Below are 18,503 nucleotides of genomic sequence, written 5' to 3'. Positions count from 1 at the left end.
GCAGGGCTCTGAGGGTAGAATTAGTCATGGCGTATCACCTCTGTTGATTGAGATTCTTCGCGGGAATCAATCAGCAGGATACGCCACCTTCTCTATCTCCCCCATACACCAGAAATCACCATAACTCTGTTGGAAGATAGGTTCTGTCCTCTGACTTCCGTTAACGCAAATATGGTGGGATTAAACATTGGCTGACCTTCTCTATCCAAAAGGACAGGAAGGCGTTCACCTGAGGTGAGCATGAGAGTCTTAACACGGTAGCCAGTGGACACTTTGTTTACACTTTTATAAGGTATACGATAGCCCTATCTTAGGCTCTAATTTTGAAAAGTGTAAACAACAAAAAATCCCAGTAAACACAAGGCTTACTGGGATATTATTTACATAATAACTAGAGGTATATCCTAGAACGGGATGTCGTCGTCGAAATCCATCGGCGGCTCGTTATATACCGGCGGTGCAGACTGGGGCTGTTGGGCCGGACGGCTGTATCCACCTTGCGGCGGCTGCATGTTCTGCTGCGGCGCGGCGGCAGGACGGGCCTGGTTCATTGGCTGCTGGGCGGGCATGCCTTGTTGTGGTTGACCCCAGTTGCCCTGGGGCTGGCCGCCCATGTTCTGACCGGCGCCACCTTGCGGACGGCCACCCAGCATCTGCATCACGCCGCTGAAGCTGTCTACCAGCACCTCGGTGGTGTAGCGCTCCTGGCCGCTCTGATCCTGCCACTTGCGGGTCTGCAGTTTCCCTTCGACATAGACCTGGGAGCCCTTCTTCAGGTACTCGCCTGCCACTTCGGCCAGCTTGCCCATGAACACCACGCGGTGCCACTCGGTACGCTCTTTCTGTTCGCCGGTCTGCTTGTCGCGCCAGGTTTCAGAGGTGGCCAGGGTGATGTTGGTCACGGCACCGCCACTCGGCATGTAGCGCACTTCCGGGTCTTGTCCCAGGTTACCGATCAGAATGACTTTATTGATGCCTCGACTGGCCATAATCTCTCTTCCACCCTTTATATACCGGCCAGGCCATATGCCCGGACCAATTCAACATATCGTTTGTTTTCTGTCAGATAGGCAACATCGCTGGACGATACTGTCACTCAAGTGATGATTGCACCCGGTTCAGTCGGCCTGCTGGCCAAAGCCCCGCTTTCAGATTTTGCCCGCAATAGTAACAGTTGGCGCGAACGAGCGCACATCTTCCTGTCCGTTCAGCCTTCAGCCAAGGCATAGGCCGAAGGATTAACTTACACGAGGCCGACCTTGACCAGCAAGCGGGCAGGGACAGCAGGGTGTCCCTGCCCATGGCGCGATCGCCGCAGGAATGCGGGTTTGCTTTGATGCGACACCCTGTGTCAGGCGTTGAGCCAGCATTTCACCCAAATGGGGGGAGGTAGCTAGTCCTTTGTATTGCTTAGGAAATTGGTGAGTTTCAAAGGAGGCACACTTGTGTCTAATACTTTTTTAATACTGCACCGTTCGAGGGGCTTGGTACTCTCTGCTGCCAAAAAAACCATGGCCTGAATGTTCAAGGACGTGATCTTCATGACCACCCTATATCCCATCGTACTGGTGACCGAAAATAATGTGCAGGCGGTCAGTTTTCAGAGCTATCTGACCGAGCAGCTGGCACTTCCCATCCTGCTGGTGAGCATACTGGAAACCCTGCCCCTACAGGACGAACTCGAGCCGCGACCCTTGTTTCTGGTCGATCTGGATTACCTCAAGTCGAGCCAGCAGTCGGGTTGGCCACGGGAGATCGCCAGCCGCTTTGGTGAGGCCAATACGGTGTTGCTTAACGCTCCGACCAGCACGGATCGGGAGTTGCTGCTGATGTGGCCGCATACCAGCGGGCTTTTTTTCCGTCAGGATCCGCTGGATCGGCTGGTGCTCGGCATTCGCAAGGTGCTGCAGGGGGAGTACTGGATCCCTCGCCACTTGCTGTGTGATCTGGTCAACTACTACCGCAAGGGGGGGGAGCATCATGTGCGCAACCAGACGCTGCTGACCGTGCGTGAGCAGGAGATCATCCGTTATCTGATGACGGGAGCCTCCAATACCGAGATTGCCGACAGCCTGTTTGTGAGCGAGCACACCATCAAGTCCCACCTCTACAACGTGTTCAAGAAGTTGAACGTAAAGAACCGGTTGCAGGCAGTGAGCTGGGCCAAGGAGTATCTCTGAAAGCGATGGGAATGATGGATAAAACCTGTCTATTCATCCAGTAGTCTCTATGCCATACTGATTCGCTCTGGTTTGTGTATCGAGCGTGCAAAAGATGGAAAAAATCGTGATTCGGGGTGCCCGCACCCACAATCTCAAGAACATCAATCTGACCCTGCCCCGCGACAAGCTGATCGTGGTCACTGGTCTATCCGGCTCCGGCAAGTCTTCCCTGGCGTTCGATACCCTCTATGCCGAGGGGCAGCGCCGCTACGTGGAGTCGCTCTCCGCTTATGCTCGCCAGTTCCTCTCCCTGATGGAAAAACCGGATGTGGATCATATCGAGGGGCTTTCCCCTGCCATCTCCATCGAGCAGAAGTCCACCTCCCACAACCCGCGTTCGACCGTCGGCACCATTACCGAAATCTATGACTATCTGCGCCTGCTGTTTGCGCGGGTAGGTGAACCTCGCTGCCCGACTCATGCCATTCCGCTCGCCGCCCAGACCATCAGTCAGATGGTGGATCAGGTGCTGGCCCAGCCCGAGGGCAGCAAGCTGATGCTGCTGGCCCCCGTGGTGCGGGATCGCAAAGGGGAGCACAGCAAGCTGCTGGAAAACCTGGCAGCGCAGGGTTATATCCGTGCCCGTATCGATGGCGAGGTGTGCGACCTCTCCGATCCCCCCACCCTGGAGCTGCACAAGAAGCACACCATCGAGGTGGTGGTGGACAGGTTCAAGGTGCGCGATGACCTGGCGCTACGCCTGGCCGAATCGTTCGAGACTGCGTTGACCCTCTCCGGCGGCATCGTATTGGTGGTGCCCATGGACGGGGAGGAGGGGGTTGCCCCCATGACCTTCTCCGCCAACTTCGCCTGCCCGGAGTGTGGCTACTCCATGTCGGAGCTGGAGCCGCGCATCTTCTCCTTCAACAACCCGGCCGGTGCCTGCCCCACCTGTGATGGTCTGGGCGTACAGCAGTATTTCGATCCGGCCAAGGTGATTGGCGATCCGGCCATCAGTCTGGCCAACGGTGCCATCCGTGGTTGGGACAAGCGCAGCTTCTATTACTTCCAGATGCTCAAGTCTCTCTCCGAGCACTACAAGTTCGATCTGGAGGCGGCGTGGGAGGATCTGCCCCTCAAGACCCAGGAGGTGATCCTGCGCGGCTCGGGGCGTACCGAGGTCGAGTTCCGCTACATGAACGATCGCGGCGACGTGGTCGTGCGCAAGCACCCGTTCGAGGGGATCTTGCACAATATGGAGCGACGCTACCGCGAAACCGAATCCAACTCGGTGCGCGAAGAGCTCTCTAAATACATCGCCAACAAATCCTGCGCCAGCTGCGGTGGCAGCCGGTTACGGGAAGAGGCGCGCCATGTGTTTGTGGACAACCGCAACCTGCCCGCCATCGCGGAACAGTCCATTGGCGATGCGCTCGCCTTCTTCGAGGGGCTGGGCCTGACCGGCCAGCGTGGGCAGATTGCCGAGAAGATCTTGAAAGAGATCATCGAGCGGCTCGGCTTCCTGGTGAACGTGGGCCTCAACTATCTGAGCCTGTCGCGCAGTGCCGAGACCCTCTCCGGCGGTGAAGCTCAGCGCATCCGGCTTGCGAGCCAGATCGGCGCCGGTCTGGTTGGGGTGATGTACGTACTTGATGAGCCCTCCATCGGCCTGCACCAGCGCGACAACGAGCGGCTGCTCAAGACCCTCACTCACCTGCGCGATCTGGGCAATACGGTCATCGTGGTGGAGCATGACGAGGACGCCATCCGCCTCGCCGACCATGTGCTCGACATCGGCCCGGGGGCTGGCGTGCACGGTGGCGAGATTGTTGCGCAGGGCACCCCCCAGCAGATCATCGACAATCCTGCTTCCCTGACCGGTGACTATCTCTCTGGCCGCAAGCAGATCGCCATTCCTGCCGAGCGTACCCCGCTCACCGGCAAGTGGTTAAAACTCAAGGGGGCGAGCGGCAACAACCTGCACAACGTTAATCTGGATCTGCCCATAGGGGTGATGACCTGCGTCACCGGCGTCTCTGGCTCCGGCAAGTCGACCCTGATCAACGATACCCTGTTCCGCATCGCTCACCGGGAGCTCAACAAGGCGACCGAGTCCACGCCTGCTCCCTATCGCAGCATCGAGGGGTTGGAGCATCTGGACAAGGTGGTGGATATCGATCAGAGCCCCATCGGCCGCACCCCGCGCTCCAACCCGGCCACCTATACCGGCCTGTTCACCCCGATCCGCGAGCTGCTCTCCGGCACCCAGGAGGCGCGTTCGCGCGGCTACCAGCCGGGCCGTTTCTCCTTCAACGTCAAAGGGGGCCGCTGCGAGGCGTGTCAGGGGGATGGGGTCATCAAGGTGGAGATGCACTTCCTGCCGGATGTCTATGTGCCGTGCGATGTCTGCAAGGGCAAGCGCTACAACCGCGAGACCCTGGAGGTGAAGTACAAGGGCAAGAACATCCACGAGATCCTCGATATGACGGTGGAAGATGCCCGGGCTTTCTTCGACCCGGTGCCGGCGGTGGCGCGAAAGCTGCAAACCTTGATGGATGTGGGCCTCTCCTACATCCGCCTCGGCCAGTCGGCCACCACGCTGTCCGGGGGGGAGGCGCAGCGGGTCAAGCTGGCGCGCGAGCTCTCCAAGCGCGACACGGGTCAGACCCTCTATATCCTGGATGAGCCGACCACAGGCCTGCACTTCCACGACATACAGCAACTGCTCAAGGTACTTCACCAGCTGCGGGATCGGGGCAATACCATCGTGATCATCGAGCACAACCTGGATGTCATCAAAACCGCCGACTGGATCGTCGATCTGGGGCCCGAGGGCGGTGCCGGTGGCGGCCGTATCCTGGTGACAGGTACGCCAGAGCAGATCAGCCGCTGTGAGGATTCTCATACGGCGCGCTTCTTGGCCCCGCTGTTGGTAAGATCATCGCGGCTGTAATGAGACAAGGGGCCCTGTGCCCCTTGTTTTATATCGACGTGATTCAGTTGCCGCCCCAGGAGACGGATACTCCATACTTGGTACAAGACAGTTTCCGCTCCCTGGTTTGCCGTCCAAAGGATATTGGCGTTCATGGCTCAACCTTCCCGCTCCATCGATCATTTGCTGGCCTACTCCATGTTTCCCATCTGGGCCGGAGCCATCCTGATGTTGCTCATCGTGATCGCCCTGGCTCAGGTGCCAGCGGCACAGCGGATCGAGGAGCGGCGGATGAAGGATCACCTGCAGCGGGTGATCAAGGCGGTACAGGGTGATATCAACGCCATCAATGCCTTCACCCGGGATTGGGGTATCTGGGATGAGAGCTATCATTTTCTGGCTCATCCCAATCAGGCTTATATTCGTTCCAATTTGCTGGTCGATACCCCGATGCGGGATTTCGAACTCAGCGTATTGAGCTATATGGATTTGCAGGGAGTCGAGATCTGGACTCGTACCCTGCTGCCCGAGGCGTCAGACACGGACACGACCCTGCTCCCATTTTTCCTGGACGACCTCAAGCTGCAGTTGCTGCGTGAATCCCGTCAGGAGGGGATGCGCAGTCTGAGCGGGGTGAGGCGATCCCAGTGGGGACCCCTCATCTACTCGTTCCAGCCGGTCACCAACGCTCTGGAAAACGCCACACCCAATGGCTATCTGCTGGTGACTCGCTGGCTGGATGCTCGCTATCTGCATGAGCTGGCTGAGCGCACCGCCCTCTCTTTGACCCTCTACCAGCCCAAGCCTTCCGATAACTTCCTCTCCTTCAAGCCACTCAAACCACAGATGAGCTATCGCCTGGTGGATCTGGGGCTGCAGCGGGTCAGGGGGGAGGGGTTGCTGCTCGACAGCAGTGGCGACCCCGTGTTGATCCTGATAGTGGAAGACGATCGTGATGTGTTGCAGGGCGCGATGGAGGGCGCTATCTGGACCTTCGTCGGCATGCTGCTGATCAGCCTGGCCTGCATCTTGATGGCGCTGGCACGGCTGCGGACCATAGTGCTGGGGCCGGTCAGCGAGCTGGTGAAAGCGCTGCAGAAATTTGGCGAAAAACAGGACATCAGCGTGCTGCCGATCATCGACAGCAGCCAGGAGATGGCCCTGCTCAGCCGCAAATTCCGGGAGATGGCGGCCAAGATCAGCCTGCACCACAGTGCCTTGCAGGCGCACTCTTCCAAGATGGAGACTGCTGCCTACACGGATCCGCTGACCCATGCCTTCAACCGGCGCTACCTCGATGAGTGGCTGCTGAGCCAGGATAACGTCACCGCCGCCAGGATGCTGGTGATCCTGGATCTGGATCACTTCAAACAGGTGAACGATCGTTTCGGGCACGATATCGGCGATCTGGTGTTGTGCCAGCTCGCTGAACTGCTGCACGGCGCTCTCGGTGAGGAGGAACCACTGATCCGGCTGGGTGGCGAGGAGTTCCTGCTGCTGCTCATGTGCGAGGAGGCGACACAGGTTGCGAGTCGGGTCGAGCGCTTGCGCCGCAAGATTGCCGAGTACAGGTTCGGGCGTGAGGAGGTGCCGCTCAAGATGACGGCGTCGCTGGGATATTGCAGGTATCCTCTGCACCGGGAACTGGAAGATTCGTTCTGGAATCTCAGCTTCAAACTGGCAGATATGGCGTTATACAGAGCCAAGCAGGAGGGACGGGATCGCTGGCGAGGCTACAGTGGGGAGCTGGCCCGGGAGCAATGGGTACTAAGCCCGGAGCAGATAGCGGCGGGGGGGTGGCTGTTGTGCCAGACGTCCCACGTCGGCCAGCGGGTTTAATGGGTCAGCATTAATAGCGCCATGCCGAGAATGAATCCCAATAAAATAAACAGAGAGGATCTTCTGCCCTAAATGGCCGCCAGAATGGCGATGATCTTTTCCCGTCTTGTTTGTTCTTTCATGCATTTTCGCTTACAGCATGCGCTACATGGGTGGCAAAAATACGCTTGTTACCAGGTTGAACCCACCATCCCTCGCCGTTTAAATCTGCAATAAGATATATTTGCATTGTTTCTTAGTGAGTGCCCCGGCAGAGTTTTATTACTCAATTCATTGTTTTTATTGTGTTTTTTATTTGTTTTTTTCAGTTTGATGGGGCCGAAAAGCTGCCGAACACATCTATCTATTTCTTGGTAACGTTTGAGCTAAATCAATAACTCTGCGTTCACATCCCTTTATAGTTTTCGGGCTTGCAACATAGAACGAAAACTAAAAGGAAAAATGTGATGAAAAAGATCCTTCCGCTGATGATCGCAGCCGCACTTGCCTCTCCCGTTGCCATGGCCCACCAAGCTGGCGATATTCTGGTCCGTGGTGGCCTGGCGTTTGTATCCCCTCAAACGAGCAGTGACGATGTGCTGGGTACCGGTGAGCTGCAAATTGACAGCAACATGCAGCTGGGTCTGACCCTCTCTTACCTGATCACGGATAACTGGGGTGTCGAGCTGTTGGCCGCCACGCCGTTCTCCCACTCCGTCTCGACCGCGGGTCTGGGCGAGGTCGCCAAGGTCAAGCATCTGCCGCCGACCTTGATGGCACAGTACTATTTCGGCGATGCCAAGAGTAAGGTGCGCCCCTATATCGGTGCCGGTGTGAACTACACCACCTTCTTCGATGAGCAGGGACGTGGCGCACTGGCAGGCACAGAAATCAACGTGGACTCTTCCTGGGGCTTGGCGGGTCAGGTCGGCCTGGACATGGCGATCACTGATCGCTGGTTCGTCAACGCTTCCGCCTGGATCATGGATATCGACACCGATGTGCACACTGCCGTGGGCACCATCAATACCTCCATCGATCCCATGGCCTTCATGTTCGGTGTCGGCTATCGCTTCTGACAAGATGCAGGACTGGCCTCCTCACGGCCATTACCGCTAAGCACGTCTCTTTGGCCCGGCATTGTCCGGGCCCTTTTATGCTTGCGCCAGATCCCCGCAATTGTGTTACAACTCTATATAGATCAATAAAATAACGTACCCTCCCCTCCATAATTCGCCGCTTGTGCCGATAGTATCTAGGTTCACGTTACCTTCCCCCAATGAGTGAGGATGTCTCCATGGGTTTATCTATTGTGCAGCGGATCATCGCCGGATTTGTGTTGATGCTGATGCTGTTGATCCTGCTTGGGGTGATCAGCATCCTGAAGATCAGGGGTATCAACGATGGCTTGTCGCAGGTATCAGATCGGGCAACACCGCTGGTGATTGCGGTGGCGGGCCTGAAAGGTGCCCTGCAAGACAGTAACCGCTGGGTGCTGGTCTACCGGACCAGTAAGGAGGCGAGCCCGCTGCCGTAACTTGCCAGCCAGTTCAAGGAGCAGCAGGCCCGTTTCAGCCAGCTGAGCCAAGAGATGGACAAGTTCACCGGAGTGGGGGAGGCCAATAGCCGCTTCCAGCAGGTGGATGGCGCGACCAAACAGTTTTATGGGCTGGCGGAGCAGGTGCTCTCCCAGCACAGCCAATGGGTCAACGCCCTCGATCAGCGCCACCAGCTGGAGATCGCCTTCATCCGGCTGGAAGACACCTACCAATGGGCGGCCGATCTGCTGTTGCAGCAGACCGCCAGCAAGCGTTCCATGCGCAACAAGGCCGAGCTCATCACTTCGGGCATAGCGCGGGATCTGAAAAACATTCGCCGGGCTGATGCCAACACAGATCTCAATGAACTGGAAAAGGTGCTTAGCAAGGATATCGAGATGGCTCGCAAACGCCTCGATCGGGTGCTGGTCCCCGACGATGTGAAGCAGCGTTTCGTCTCCAACCTGGACCGGATGCAGGAGCTGGCGCTTGGCCAGCAGGGCTTGCTTGCCACCATGCGCAATGCCCAGCAACTGGCAGCATCGTTGCAAACCTTGAATCAGCAGCTAGACGCCAGCCTGGCAAACAGCCTGAGCCTGCTCGACGAGATGGGTCAGTCGGCCGGGACCATCGCCAGTCAGAGCCGGACCGCGGCAGATGATGCGGTCAGCAGTGCCAGCTTCTGGATCCTGATCGTTGCCGCCATCTCGGCCGCGGCGGCGCTCATCATTGGCTATACCACGGCGCGCAGTATTCAGCGTCCGCTGCAGATGATCAACAAGGAGCTGGACCACATGGCGGCCGGGGACATGACCCGCCGCATCAACTACCGCAGCAGCTGCGAGTTCGGCACCCTCTCCCACTCCATCGATACCCTGGCCAGCAAGACGGGGGAACTGCTCTCCAAGATCAACGTGGGCTCCCGCCATCTGGTGGATGAGGCGAGCCGTGCCGCCGAGATCAGCGAGCGGGCCATGTCCCGGGTACAGGATCAGAAGAGCCAGACCGATCAGGTGGCGGCTGCCATCACCGAGTTGGAGGTGAGTGCTACCGAGGTGGCACGCTCCACCGATGGCACCAAGCGGGAGGTGGATCTGGCCGATGACGAGGCCCGCAGCGGCCGCCAGAAGGTGGCGACCACTCGTCGCATCACGGAGCAGCTGGCTGGTGCCATGGAAGAGGCCGTCGGCATTACCTACAAGCTGGGTGAGTTCAGCAACAATATCGGCAGCATTCTGGACGTGATCCGCAGCATCGCCGAGCAGACCAATTTACTGGCTCTGAATGCGGCTATCGAAGCGGCCCGGGCCGGTGATGCCGGTCGCGGCTTCGCCGTGGTGGCCGATGAGGTGCGAGCGCTCGCCAACCGTACCCAGACCTCGACCGAAGAGATCCAGGCGATGATCGAGAACCTGCAAAACTCGAGCAAGCAGGTGGTGGAAGTGATGGGCCGCAGTCAGGAGCAGACCCAAACCTGTGTCGAGCAGACCCGCGAGATGGATCTGGCATTGCAGTCCATCGCCGAACGGATGACTTCCATCAAGTCGATGGCGGATCAGGTTGCCCATGCCGCTCAGGAGCAGATCTCGGTCAGTCAGGGCGTCGCTCGCCATATCGCGGGCATTGCCGACGTGGCCTACGAGACCGAGCGGGAGGCGAGAGAATCGGCCAGCAGCAGTGAAGTGCTGGCGGATCTGGTCGCCAAGCAGCAGCAATTGATCGCACATTTCAAGGTCTAGGAGGGCTTATGTCTAAAAAGTGGATTGGAGCCCTGAGTCTCCTGTTGTGTGGACAGCTGATGGCCAGCGAGCTGGTGATCGAGAGCTGGCGGATCGATGACAAGGCCTTGTGGGAACAGAAGATCATTCCCGCCTTCAAGGCTGCCCACCCGGGTATTGAGGTGAAATTCAACGGCGTGCAGAACGTCGACTATATGCCGACCTTGTGGGCCAGCCTGAAGGATGGCAAGGCCGGGGATCTTATCACCTGTCGCCCGTTTGATGACTCTTTGGCTCTGTTCAAAGCGGGTCATCTGGCGGAACTGACCGAGATGTCGGGGATGGAAAACTTCCCGAGTTTTGCCCAGTCGCCCTGGCAGACCGACTCCGGCGCCCAGACCTTCTGCGTGCCCATGGCCTCGGTCATTCATGGTTTTTTCTATAACAAGAAGATATTCAGTGAGCTGGGTTTGGCAGTGCCGCAAAGCCGTGATGCCTTCTTCGCCGCGCTCGACAAGGTGAAGGCAGATGGCCGTTATGTGCCGCTGGCCATGAGTGGCTCTGAAAGCTGGGTATCGTCCGAACTCGGTTTTCAGAACATAGGCCCCAACTACTGGAAGGGGGAAGATGGGCGTCTGGCGCTGATCGGGGGCCAGGAGCGGCTCGACAACCCGCAATACGTCAAGGTGTTTGAGGAGCTGGCCCGCTGGCGCCCCTATCTGGGTGATGGGGGAGAACGCCGGGACTATGCCGCCACCAATGAGCTGTTTACCTCCGGCAAGGCCGCCTTCTATGCGGCGGGTTCCTGGGAAATTGCCCCCTTCACCGGCAAGGTCGACTTTGGCGTCATGCGTCCGCCTGTGGCGAAACAGGGTGAGGGTTGTTTCTTTACCGATCACACCGATATCGGCATGGGGCTGAACCCGGCCAGCAAGAACAAGGAGGCAGCCATGGCCTTCCTGCAGTGGCTGACCACCTCCCAGTTTGCCGAGCTCTATACCAACTCGCTGCCGGGATTCTTCTCCCTCTCCAACCACTTCTTTGATGTCACCAACCCGGCGGCCAAAGAGATGATGGAGTGGCGCGATCAGTGTGACTCCACCATTCGGGTGGCGACCCAGATCCTCTCCCGTGGCACGCCAAAACTGGGAGACGAGCTAGCCGAGGTGAGTCAGGCCGTGCTGCTCGGCAAGATGGAGCCCAGGGCGGCCGCCGACCGGCTGGAGCAGGGGCTGAAAGGCTGGTATCCCGCTCATCAGGGCAACAAGGCCAAGGGGCAGGATTGCCAATGTGATGTCGCTGCGACCGCCGTATCGGCTGCCGCTATAACCACACAGACCCCCGCCGTTGCCGCACCACCCGCTGCGATGCCGGCTGTGACAGAGGCTCCTGCCGTGCCCGTCCCGCCACGCCCGCATCTGCCGCACCCTTGCCGGTGCCGTCGGCCGAGGTGGAACAGGCGCTCTCCAACGAGCTGGAAACGCCGCAGCAATAATCAGTCACACTATAAACAACGGGAGGCATCAGCCTCCCGTTTTCATTGCTGCCCGCCGCCTGGCTATTGAGTCTCGCGGGGCCAGCGACAGAGACTGCCAATGCGGGCCACTGGGGTAAAACCCAATGAGCGGTAGACCCGTTGGGCGTGATAGTGCTCGTCGGCCACTATGATGAGCTGGCTGACGCGATCCAGCCCCTGATGGGCGACCTGGCTCAGCAGTTGGCGGCAAAGTCCCCGGTTGCGCCAATCCTGATGAGTGCGAACCAGCTGAAAGCGGCCCAGGGTGTCGGTGAAGAAGAGACCGCAACTGGCGACCAGCTGACCCTCCCGCCAGATCCCCCACCACTGCCCGAGCCCATCCGCGATCATGGCTTGGTACAGGTGACGGCGCGACTGCAGATAGTGCCGATAGCTCTCCACCGAGTGGCCCGGGTCGCGTTCATTGAGCTCAAACGTCAGCCACTCATCCCAGTCGGCGGACTTGAAGGGACGTGCATCCGCCGCCAGATCGCCCGCCGTCGGTTGATGCCAGCTGAGGGCATCCAGCGCCAGCACCACGCACTCCATGTATTGATAGCCTGCTGCCACGAAACCGGCGACCCGGCTGTTCTGGCCGGCGGCTAGCGGCCATTGGAAGGTGCGGTGTCGTACTCTGGGATCCTGCCCGATCAGCTTGTCGAAGCTGGCCTCGAGCCAGCCCTTGTCACGATCGCTGGGCGGGGTGGGGAGCAGCAGATAGTTGCCAAAATAGTAGTCGGGGACATCAGGCGTGCGCACAGTCCAGAATTGCTCATGAGCTACCACGTTGCCCTGATAGCGATCGAACAGCAAGTCGGTGGCAAAGCCGGGGTGGGTATCCATGATGAGGCTCCTGCGAATGGCTCAATTGGTTATCGGCAGGGAGGGGAAGAGATTGAAAAAGGGGCCGGAGCAACCTCCGGCCAAACAATCACACGCAGATTCAGAACGTCCAGGACGATCTGGGGTCATGATAACGCGACTCCGCTGATTTTGGGATGGGGTTCCAATCGTTACTTCAAATTAATTGCGAAATAAACACCGGCTCTCGCCTCGATCCGTAAATCAGTGTTGACTTTGATCCATTTTCTCATAAAGATAGAAAGACGTTTAGACGTCCAAACATCCGTTTTGACGTAGAGGAATGGGTTGCGGGACAGGGAGAGAGCAGATGGGATTTCACAGTGCACGTCAGGTTGAGGCACTCAACCAGAGTTTGGCCGATTTAAGCGGTGACATCGGGGTTAGTTTTGAGTTTTTTCCACCCAACAGTGAAGGGATGGAAAACACCCTTTGGCAATCCATCGAACGGCTGAAAGTGCTGGAACCCAAGTTCGTCTCCGTGACCTATGGCGCCAACTCCGGTACCCGGGATCGCACCCACAAGGTGATCAAGGATATCAAGGAGCGTACCGGCTTGATCGCGGCCCCCCACCTGACCTGTATCGATGCCAGTCGTGATGAGCTGCGCACCATAGCCCGCGATTACTGGAACAGCGGCATTCGCCATATCGTGGCCTTGCGCGGCGACTTGCCGCAGGGGCTGGACAAGCCGGACATGTATGCCACCGATCTGGTTGCCCTGCTCAAGTCAGAAGCTGATTTCGATATTTCGGTGGCCGCCTATCCAGAGGGGCATCCCGAGGCCAGGAGTGCGCAGTCCGATCTGCTCAACCTCAAGCGCAAGATTGATGCCGGTGCCAACCGCGCCATCACCCAGTTTTTCTTTGATGTGGAGACCTACCTGCGCTTTCGGGATCGCTGTGCCGCCATCGGCATAGATGCTGAAATTGTGCCTGGGATACTGCCTGTCTCCAACTACCAGACCCTGGCCAAGTTCGCCGGTTTTACCAATGTGAAGATCCCACGCTGGATGCATCAGCGTTTCGAGGGGCTGGACAACGATCAGATGACCCGCAACCTGGTGGGCGCCAGCATTGCCATCGATCAGGTGCGCGTGCTGAGCCAGGAGGGGGTGAAAGATTTCCACTTTTATACCCTGAACCGTTCCGAGCTGACCTACGCCATCTGCCATACCTTGGGAGTCAGACCGAAGGACCCGGCCTGATATCGGTTGCCACAGGCACAAAAAAAAGCCAATGAGTTGCTCATTGGCTTTTTTGTCATAGTGGCGTATTAAGGCTTGGTTGGGGCTATCTCTTTCGGTTCGAGATCGATGACCGCATTGCCGGCAGAACCCGGATACTGGTGATAGCTCTGGTCCTGCTCCAGGGTGTAGAAGGTATCCAGATAGTCATCGTTGTTGGTCATCCAGGAGTCGGGCAGCGCCTTGACGATACGGCCGCCGAGATCCAGGAAGGGCAGGGCCTCCGGCACGCCGCCAGCGGTAAAGGCGAGCTTGAGGGCATCAATGAACAAGGCACTCAGTTCCTTGTAGTTGACGTTGTCGTCCTGCTCCATCATGACGATGTCGACGGCACCCCAGCGGTAGCGATCCCAGTACACCAGGATCTGGTTGGGGGTGTATTCGGTGTTGTCATAGTCGAGGTAGGGCATATCGACGATGTCGACCACGGGCTCAGCCCGGCTGGGATTGACCCCGGCGACCACCGCATAGACTTCGGCCGCGCCGAGCAGCCAGGGCTCTTTATCATCCTTCAGACTTATCTTCTTCAGGATGCTGGTCTTGAGCGGTGCAGTGCTGGCGGTGGTCGCCGGGGCAGCCTGCAGATCGGCTGCGGCCAGCGCTTTGCGCATCACCTTCAGGCCGGCGTTCTTGGCCTTGATAGGGTCTGCTTCCACCACCAGGACAGGTCGTGCCGGTGCCTTGTCCACATCCAGATAGACGGGGTTGCCGGCGCTGTCGAAAGCCTCGATCGCGCTCCAGCTCTTCTCATCTCCGCTTGGCACATAGGCAACCAGGGGTTCGACCCCTTGTTGCAGTGCTGCGGCCTGCTCCGGGTTGGCCAGTCGCAGTTGCATCAATTGCTTGACCTCGCCATCCAGCCCTTGCCGGCTGATGGCGGCCTGGTTGGCATCGCTTGCCTGCCGCTGCAGCTGTGGACTAGCTTTTTGCAGCAGGTTGGGCAGTGGACTCTGGTACTCCTGATTGCTCAGCAGTGGCAGCAGATTTTTCTGCTGCAGCGCGAGCTGGCGTGCCAGCTCCCGATCCGAGTCGGCAGCATGGGCGGTGGTGACGCCCAGCAGTGCCAGTAACAAAATGACAGCCTGATTCCTCATTTTTATTCTCCAGTTTATGAGTCTGACAGAGGCACACATCGGGGAAGAAGAAGTGCCTCGGCACTACTTAATGGCAATTCGTTTAAGCTGTGAACCAGTTTCTCTGAATTATGTGCTGTGTCTCACTGGAGGCTCCCCAGATGGTCAGGTCAGCTTCTTCGTTGATTGACTTGATGCAGGATGACACCGACGAGCATCCCCCAACAGGCTGCGCCGACACCCAGCAGGCTGATCCCGGAGGCCGTGATGATGAAGGTGAGCAGGGCGGCTTCTCGCGCTTCGTCTTGCTGCAATGCGGTGTGCAGGCTGCTGCCTATGGTGCCGAGCAGGGCCAACACGGCCACGCAAGTGACCAGTGTCGCAGGGAAGGCGGTGAACAGAGCGGCCACGCTTGCCCCGAAGCAACCAGTCAATAGATAGAAGCTGCCAGCCCAGACGGCGGCCGGCCAGCGACGGCTGGCATCGGGATCCACGTCCTTGCCCATGCAGATGGCGGCCGTGATAGCGGCCAGGTTGAAGGCATAGCCACCGCAGGGGGCCAGCAACAGGCCGATCAGTCCGGTCCAGCCGATCAGGGAGGAGGTGGCCGGTTGATAACCGTGGGCTCGCAGTATGGTGATCCCCGGCATGTTCTGGGAGGTCATGGTGACGATGAACAGTGGCAGGGCTATGCCGAACAGGGCATCGAGGGAGAAGCTTGGCCAGGTCCAGACCGGACTGGTTAGCTGCCAATGCAGGGTTTCGAGTTGCAGGTCCCCCCTCAGGGCACAGATCACTATCCCCATCGTCAGCACCGGCACCATGGTGTAGCGGGGCCAGATATGACGGCCCAGCAGGAAGGCCAGCAGCAGTGTGCCAAGCAGCAAGGGATCTTGTGGCGCGACCTTGAACAGATCCAGCCCGAATCTGAGCAATACGCCGGCCAGCATGGCGGCGGCCAGCGGAGCCGGGATATGCCGCATCAGTCGATCGAACCAGCCGCTGATGCCGCACAAAGTGATCAGCAGGGAAGAGATAACGAAGGCGCCAATGGCCTCAGCCAGGGTGACGTTGCCCTGGCTGGTGATCAGCAGGGCGGCCCCCGGGGTCGACCAGGCGGTCAGCACGGGTATGCGGTAATAGAGGGAGAGGCCGATGGAGCTCACTCCCATGCCGATACCCAGTGTCCATAGCCAGGAGGCAAGCTGGGCGGCACCCGCTGCCGTGGCAGCCTGAATAATCAGAATGACGGAGCTGGTGTAGCCGACCATCACGGCGATGAAACCTGCTACCAGGTGGGGAAGGGCGAAGGGCATAGTGACGTCCTTGTCGGATTGTGACGGCTGTGCGTTATTACGTACAATGTGTATCCTGACTATATCGACGTGCGCTATAGCGCACAATGCGGTTCATGCAAGCGCAATGAAGAGGCAGTCATGCAAGAGATGAATCAGCATCTGGCCCAACGTCTGAAGGGATTACGCAGCGAACTGGGCTGGAGCCTGGATGTGGCGGCGCGTGAGACGGGGGTGAGCAAGGCCATGCTGGGGCAGATTGAGCGGGGTGAGTCCAGTCCCACTGTGGCTACCTTGTGGAAGATCGCCACCGGCTTTCGGGTCTCCTTCTCCAGTTTCATCGAGCCCACCCCAGCTGCGCAGGGAGAGGTGCTCTATCGTACCGCCGATGCCATTCGTCAGCAGCCGGCGGGAGAGGGCATGCAGGTCGCCCCCTTATTTCCTTACGAGAAGCGGTTTGGCTTTGAATTGTTTGAGCTGACGCTGTTGCCCGGATATCAGCGCGAATCCGAGCCTCACGAACCCGGTGTGACCGAGCATGTCATCGTCATCAGTGGTCTGATGGAGGTGCTGGTGGAAGGGGCGTGGCGTTCACTGACGCAGGGGGAAGCGGTGCGCTTTGCTGCTGACCACCCCCATGGTTATCGCAATCTGGGGATTGCCCCTGCGATTTTTCACAACCTGATCCACTATCCGGCGGTCAGTCCCTGAGTATCAGATCGGATGATCAGCCCGGACGGCCATCCGCCCTGGGACTGCTCAGTATAGGGGCATAAACCCAGACAAACAGGCCATAGGCACCGACCCAGGCCAGGCCACTCAGGTTCCAGCCGTGCAGGGTATAGGCAGGCCAGAGTAGCGGGGGCACAACCCGGATAACGGCTGCCGCTATGACCAGCGCGAATGCGCAGCGCATCCGGCGCCCAACTTGCAAGGCTCGGCCGCTATGGCCGAGGGAGACGCGCGTCATCATCCCCAGGATCATAGTGCCCATGCAGCCGGCGCTGAGCAGGTGGCTGGCCGTCGACAAGGTGATGGCCAGTCCTGCGGCCTGCGTCCCGAGAGCGAGCAGACCAAGTGGAATAAACAGATAGGCAAGATGGAGTGACCACAGCAGTGGATGCGAGAGGGTTGATGGCAGATGCCAACGCAGTTGTCGCCACAGATGCAGGCCCGCCGCCACTATATATAAGGGCACTATATAAGTGCTGGTGGCCCATTGGGCGGGGAGCATTAGCCAGGCCAGCAAGATAAGCCACAGCGATGCGAGCGCTGTGCGCTCCAGCCACAGCAGGGGAGCCGCTTTCTCCTGGCCGGTGCCTCGGGCTGTGAAAAAGGGGATGACTCGTCCTCCCATCACGGCAATCAGGGTCGTGAACAGCAGCACTGTCGTGATCAGCAGACGCTCTATGGTGATCCACTCCTCATGCCACAACCAGCTGGCGCCATTGAGCAAAGTCAGCACCACAAGCAGGGGAACAAAGAATAGGTTGCGCCATTGGCGGGTCACTATGATGGGCTTGGCCAAGAACCAGGCGCAGAGCGGTAGCCACATCAGATCCATCATCATCAGAGCAGGGTTCCCTTCTCCCAGCCAGGGCAACAAGCACCTAGGTATGGCCCACAGGCCAACTACCAGTGCCAATGGCCAGCCCCGAACACCGGGATGTGCTGTCCAGTTTTGTACGGCGGTCAGCAGAAAGCCCGCCACTATGGCGGCGCCGAAACCAAACAGCATTTCGTGAGCATGCCACCAGATGGGGTTGCCGACCCCTGGCAACAGGATCCAGCCATTGAGTTGTGCCAGCCAGCCCAGCATGGCCACGGCAGAAAAGAGGGTCCCGAGTAGGAAGAAAGGTCGGAACCCCAAGCGTAACAGAGGGGCTATCTGTTCTTCTTTGCGGCTATCCAGAATCTGATGCATGGCGATACCTTAATTAAACATTTCAAAAGCCAATTATAAAGGTGCTTTTAAAATGTTCAATTTAAATCCAGTCAAAGCCTGAGTTGATGGCGTTATGAGCAAAAAAACACGAGATTGCTGTATATCTGAGCGAACGAACAATTGTGATGAAAAAGCCCTTGTCATCCCGGCGTGGCTCCCTATAATGCGCCCCTACCAGCACGGCGGAACACGCCAACCTTATGAGCCAGCTTCCTTGTGAAGTGGGCGCCGAAAGAAAAGCGAAAACAACCGCTTGACTTTCGAAGTGAGGGGCGTAATATGCGCCTCCTCAGCGCGACAAGCGTGACGCTCTTTAACAATTTGAATCAAGCAATCTGTGTGGGCACTCACAGCATCGAACATCAAACAATTTTGTTGATTTTCAATGTCTGGTGAAGT

General features: G+C 58.4%; 12 protein-coding genes and 2 pseudogenes. 8 read left to right on the top strand and 6 right to left on the bottom strand.

The window, feature by feature from the left end; translation table 11 throughout:
• Window positions 1–404 precede the first annotated feature (404 nt).
• Window positions 405–989 carry a single-stranded DNA-binding protein gene (locus GWQ22_RS18130; RefSeq protein ID WP_212513964.1) on the bottom strand — a complete coding sequence of 195 codons (585 nt, stop codon included), beginning with the start codon at window positions 987–989 and terminating at the stop codon, window positions 405–407.
• A 531-nt stretch (window positions 990–1,520) separates the two neighbouring features.
• Between GWQ22_RS18130 and GWQ22_RS18125 the strand changes: the two genes are divergently transcribed.
• From GWQ22_RS18125 to GWQ22_RS18100, 6 genes and pseudogenes are all read left to right on the top strand, one after another.
• The gene (locus GWQ22_RS18125; protein WP_042039303.1) at window positions 1,521–2,180 is read left to right on the top strand and encodes a LuxR C-terminal-related transcriptional regulator; all 660 of its coding nucleotides are present in this window, start codon (window positions 1,521–1,523) and stop codon (window positions 2,178–2,180) included.
• Between the two features lie 94 nt (window positions 2,181–2,274).
• Complete coding sequence (uvrA, locus tag GWQ22_RS18120; RefSeq protein ID WP_275931176.1) at window positions 2,275–5,115, top strand: excinuclease ABC subunit UvrA; 2,841 nt, start codon at window positions 2,275–2,277, stop codon at window positions 5,113–5,115.
• Window positions 5,116–5,247: 132 nt separating this feature from the next.
• Window positions 5,248–6,933 (top strand): diguanylate cyclase, encoded by a 1,686-nt coding sequence (locus GWQ22_RS18115; RefSeq protein WP_275931175.1) that lies wholly within the window; start codon window positions 5,248–5,250, stop codon window positions 6,931–6,933.
• 446 nt (window positions 6,934–7,379) lie between these two features.
• Entirely contained in the window at window positions 7,380–7,991 is a 612-nt protein-coding gene (locus GWQ22_RS18110; protein WP_042038477.1) for an OmpW family outer membrane protein, read from the top strand.
• 218 nt (window positions 7,992–8,209) lie between these two features.
• A pseudogene (locus GWQ22_RS18105) lies at window positions 8,210–10,189 on the top strand (methyl-accepting chemotaxis protein).
• Window positions 10,190–10,197: 8 nt separating this feature from the next.
• Window positions 10,198–11,663, top strand: a pseudogene (locus tag GWQ22_RS18100) (ABC transporter substrate-binding protein).
• Between the two features lie 63 nt (window positions 11,664–11,726).
• Here the strand turns inward: GWQ22_RS18100 and GWQ22_RS18095 are convergent.
• On the bottom strand, window positions 11,727–12,527 hold the full coding sequence (locus tag GWQ22_RS18095) for a GNAT family N-acetyltransferase (RefSeq protein ID WP_275931174.1): 801 nt from the start codon (window positions 12,525–12,527) through the stop codon (window positions 11,727–11,729).
• A 328-nt stretch (window positions 12,528–12,855) separates the two neighbouring features.
• Between GWQ22_RS18095 and metF the strand changes: the two genes are divergently transcribed.
• Window positions 12,856–13,752 (top strand): methylenetetrahydrofolate reductase, encoded by an 897-nt coding sequence (gene metF / locus GWQ22_RS18090; RefSeq protein WP_042038481.1) that lies wholly within the window; start codon window positions 12,856–12,858, stop codon window positions 13,750–13,752.
• 68 nt (window positions 13,753–13,820) lie between these two features.
• On the opposite strand, the gene GWQ22_RS18085 is transcribed toward metF, so the two are convergent.
• Both GWQ22_RS18085 and GWQ22_RS18080 read right to left on the bottom strand, forming a co-directional pair.
• Entirely contained in the window at window positions 13,821–14,885 is a 1,065-nt protein-coding gene (locus tag GWQ22_RS18085; protein ID WP_042038483.1) for a DUF3103 family protein, read from the bottom strand.
• Window positions 14,886–15,034: 149 nt separating this feature from the next.
• On the bottom strand, window positions 15,035–16,180 hold the full coding sequence (locus GWQ22_RS18080; RefSeq protein WP_275931173.1) for a benzoate/H(+) symporter BenE family transporter: 1,146 nt from the start codon (window positions 16,178–16,180) through the stop codon (window positions 15,035–15,037).
• A gap of 120 nt (window positions 16,181–16,300) precedes the next feature.
• Between GWQ22_RS18080 and GWQ22_RS18075 the strand changes: the two genes are divergently transcribed.
• Window positions 16,301–16,870, top strand: coding sequence for an XRE family transcriptional regulator (locus GWQ22_RS18075; protein WP_275931172.1), 570 nt, complete (start codon window positions 16,301–16,303; stop codon window positions 16,868–16,870).
• A 16-nt stretch (window positions 16,871–16,886) separates the two neighbouring features.
• Here the strand turns inward: GWQ22_RS18075 and GWQ22_RS18070 are convergent, their stop codons facing one another.
• On the bottom strand, window positions 16,887–18,083 hold the full coding sequence (locus GWQ22_RS18070) for an NnrS family protein (protein ID WP_275931171.1): 1,197 nt from the start codon (window positions 18,081–18,083) through the stop codon (window positions 16,887–16,889).
• A gap of 219 nt (window positions 18,084–18,302) precedes the next feature.
• A partial coding sequence (locus tag GWQ22_RS18065; protein WP_275931170.1) for a hypothetical protein occupies window positions 18,303–18,503 on the bottom strand: 201 nt, incomplete at its 5' end.

This window comes from Aeromonas sp. 1HA1 (assembly GCF_029237385.1).
Classification (GTDB): domain Bacteria; phylum Pseudomonadota; class Gammaproteobacteria; order Enterobacterales; family Aeromonadaceae; genus Aeromonas; species Aeromonas popoffii.
Note: the sequence above shows the minus strand (reverse complement) of the source record. Positions and strands in the feature narration are given on the sequence as shown.

Excerpts from the sequence above, each read along its gene's own strand:
- GWQ22_RS18070 (WP_275931171.1), bottom strand. The coding sequence starts at position 18,083 with ATGCATCAGATTCTGGATAGCCGCAAAGAAGAACAGATAGCCCCTCTG.
- GWQ22_RS18085 (WP_042038483.1), bottom strand. The coding sequence starts at position 14,885 with ATGAGGAATCAGGCTGTCATTTTGTTACTGGCACTGCTGGGCGTCACC.
- uvrA (WP_275931176.1), top strand. The coding sequence starts at position 2,275 with ATGGAAAAAATCGTGATTCGGGGTGCCCGCACCCACAATCTCAAGAAC.
- GWQ22_RS18125 (WP_042039303.1), top strand. The coding sequence starts at position 1,521 with ATGTTCAAGGACGTGATCTTCATGACCACCCTATATCCCATCGTACTG.
- GWQ22_RS18110 (WP_042038477.1), top strand. The coding sequence starts at position 7,380 with ATGAAAAAGATCCTTCCGCTGATGATCGCAGCCGCACTTGCCTCTCCC.
- GWQ22_RS18115 (WP_275931175.1), top strand. The coding sequence starts at position 5,248 with ATGGCTCAACCTTCCCGCTCCATCGATCATTTGCTGGCCTACTCCATG.
- metF (WP_042038481.1), top strand. The coding sequence starts at position 12,856 with ATGGGATTTCACAGTGCACGTCAGGTTGAGGCACTCAACCAGAGTTTG.
- GWQ22_RS18095 (WP_275931174.1), bottom strand. The coding sequence starts at position 12,527 with ATGGATACCCACCCCGGCTTTGCCACCGACTTGCTGTTCGATCGCTAT.
- GWQ22_RS18075 (WP_275931172.1), top strand. The coding sequence starts at position 16,301 with ATGCAAGAGATGAATCAGCATCTGGCCCAACGTCTGAAGGGATTACGC.
- GWQ22_RS18080 (WP_275931173.1), bottom strand. The coding sequence starts at position 16,180 with ATGCCCTTCGCCCTTCCCCACCTGGTAGCAGGTTTCATCGCCGTGATG.
- GWQ22_RS18130 (WP_212513964.1), bottom strand. The coding sequence starts at position 989 with ATGGCCAGTCGAGGCATCAATAAAGTCATTCTGATCGGTAACCTGGGA.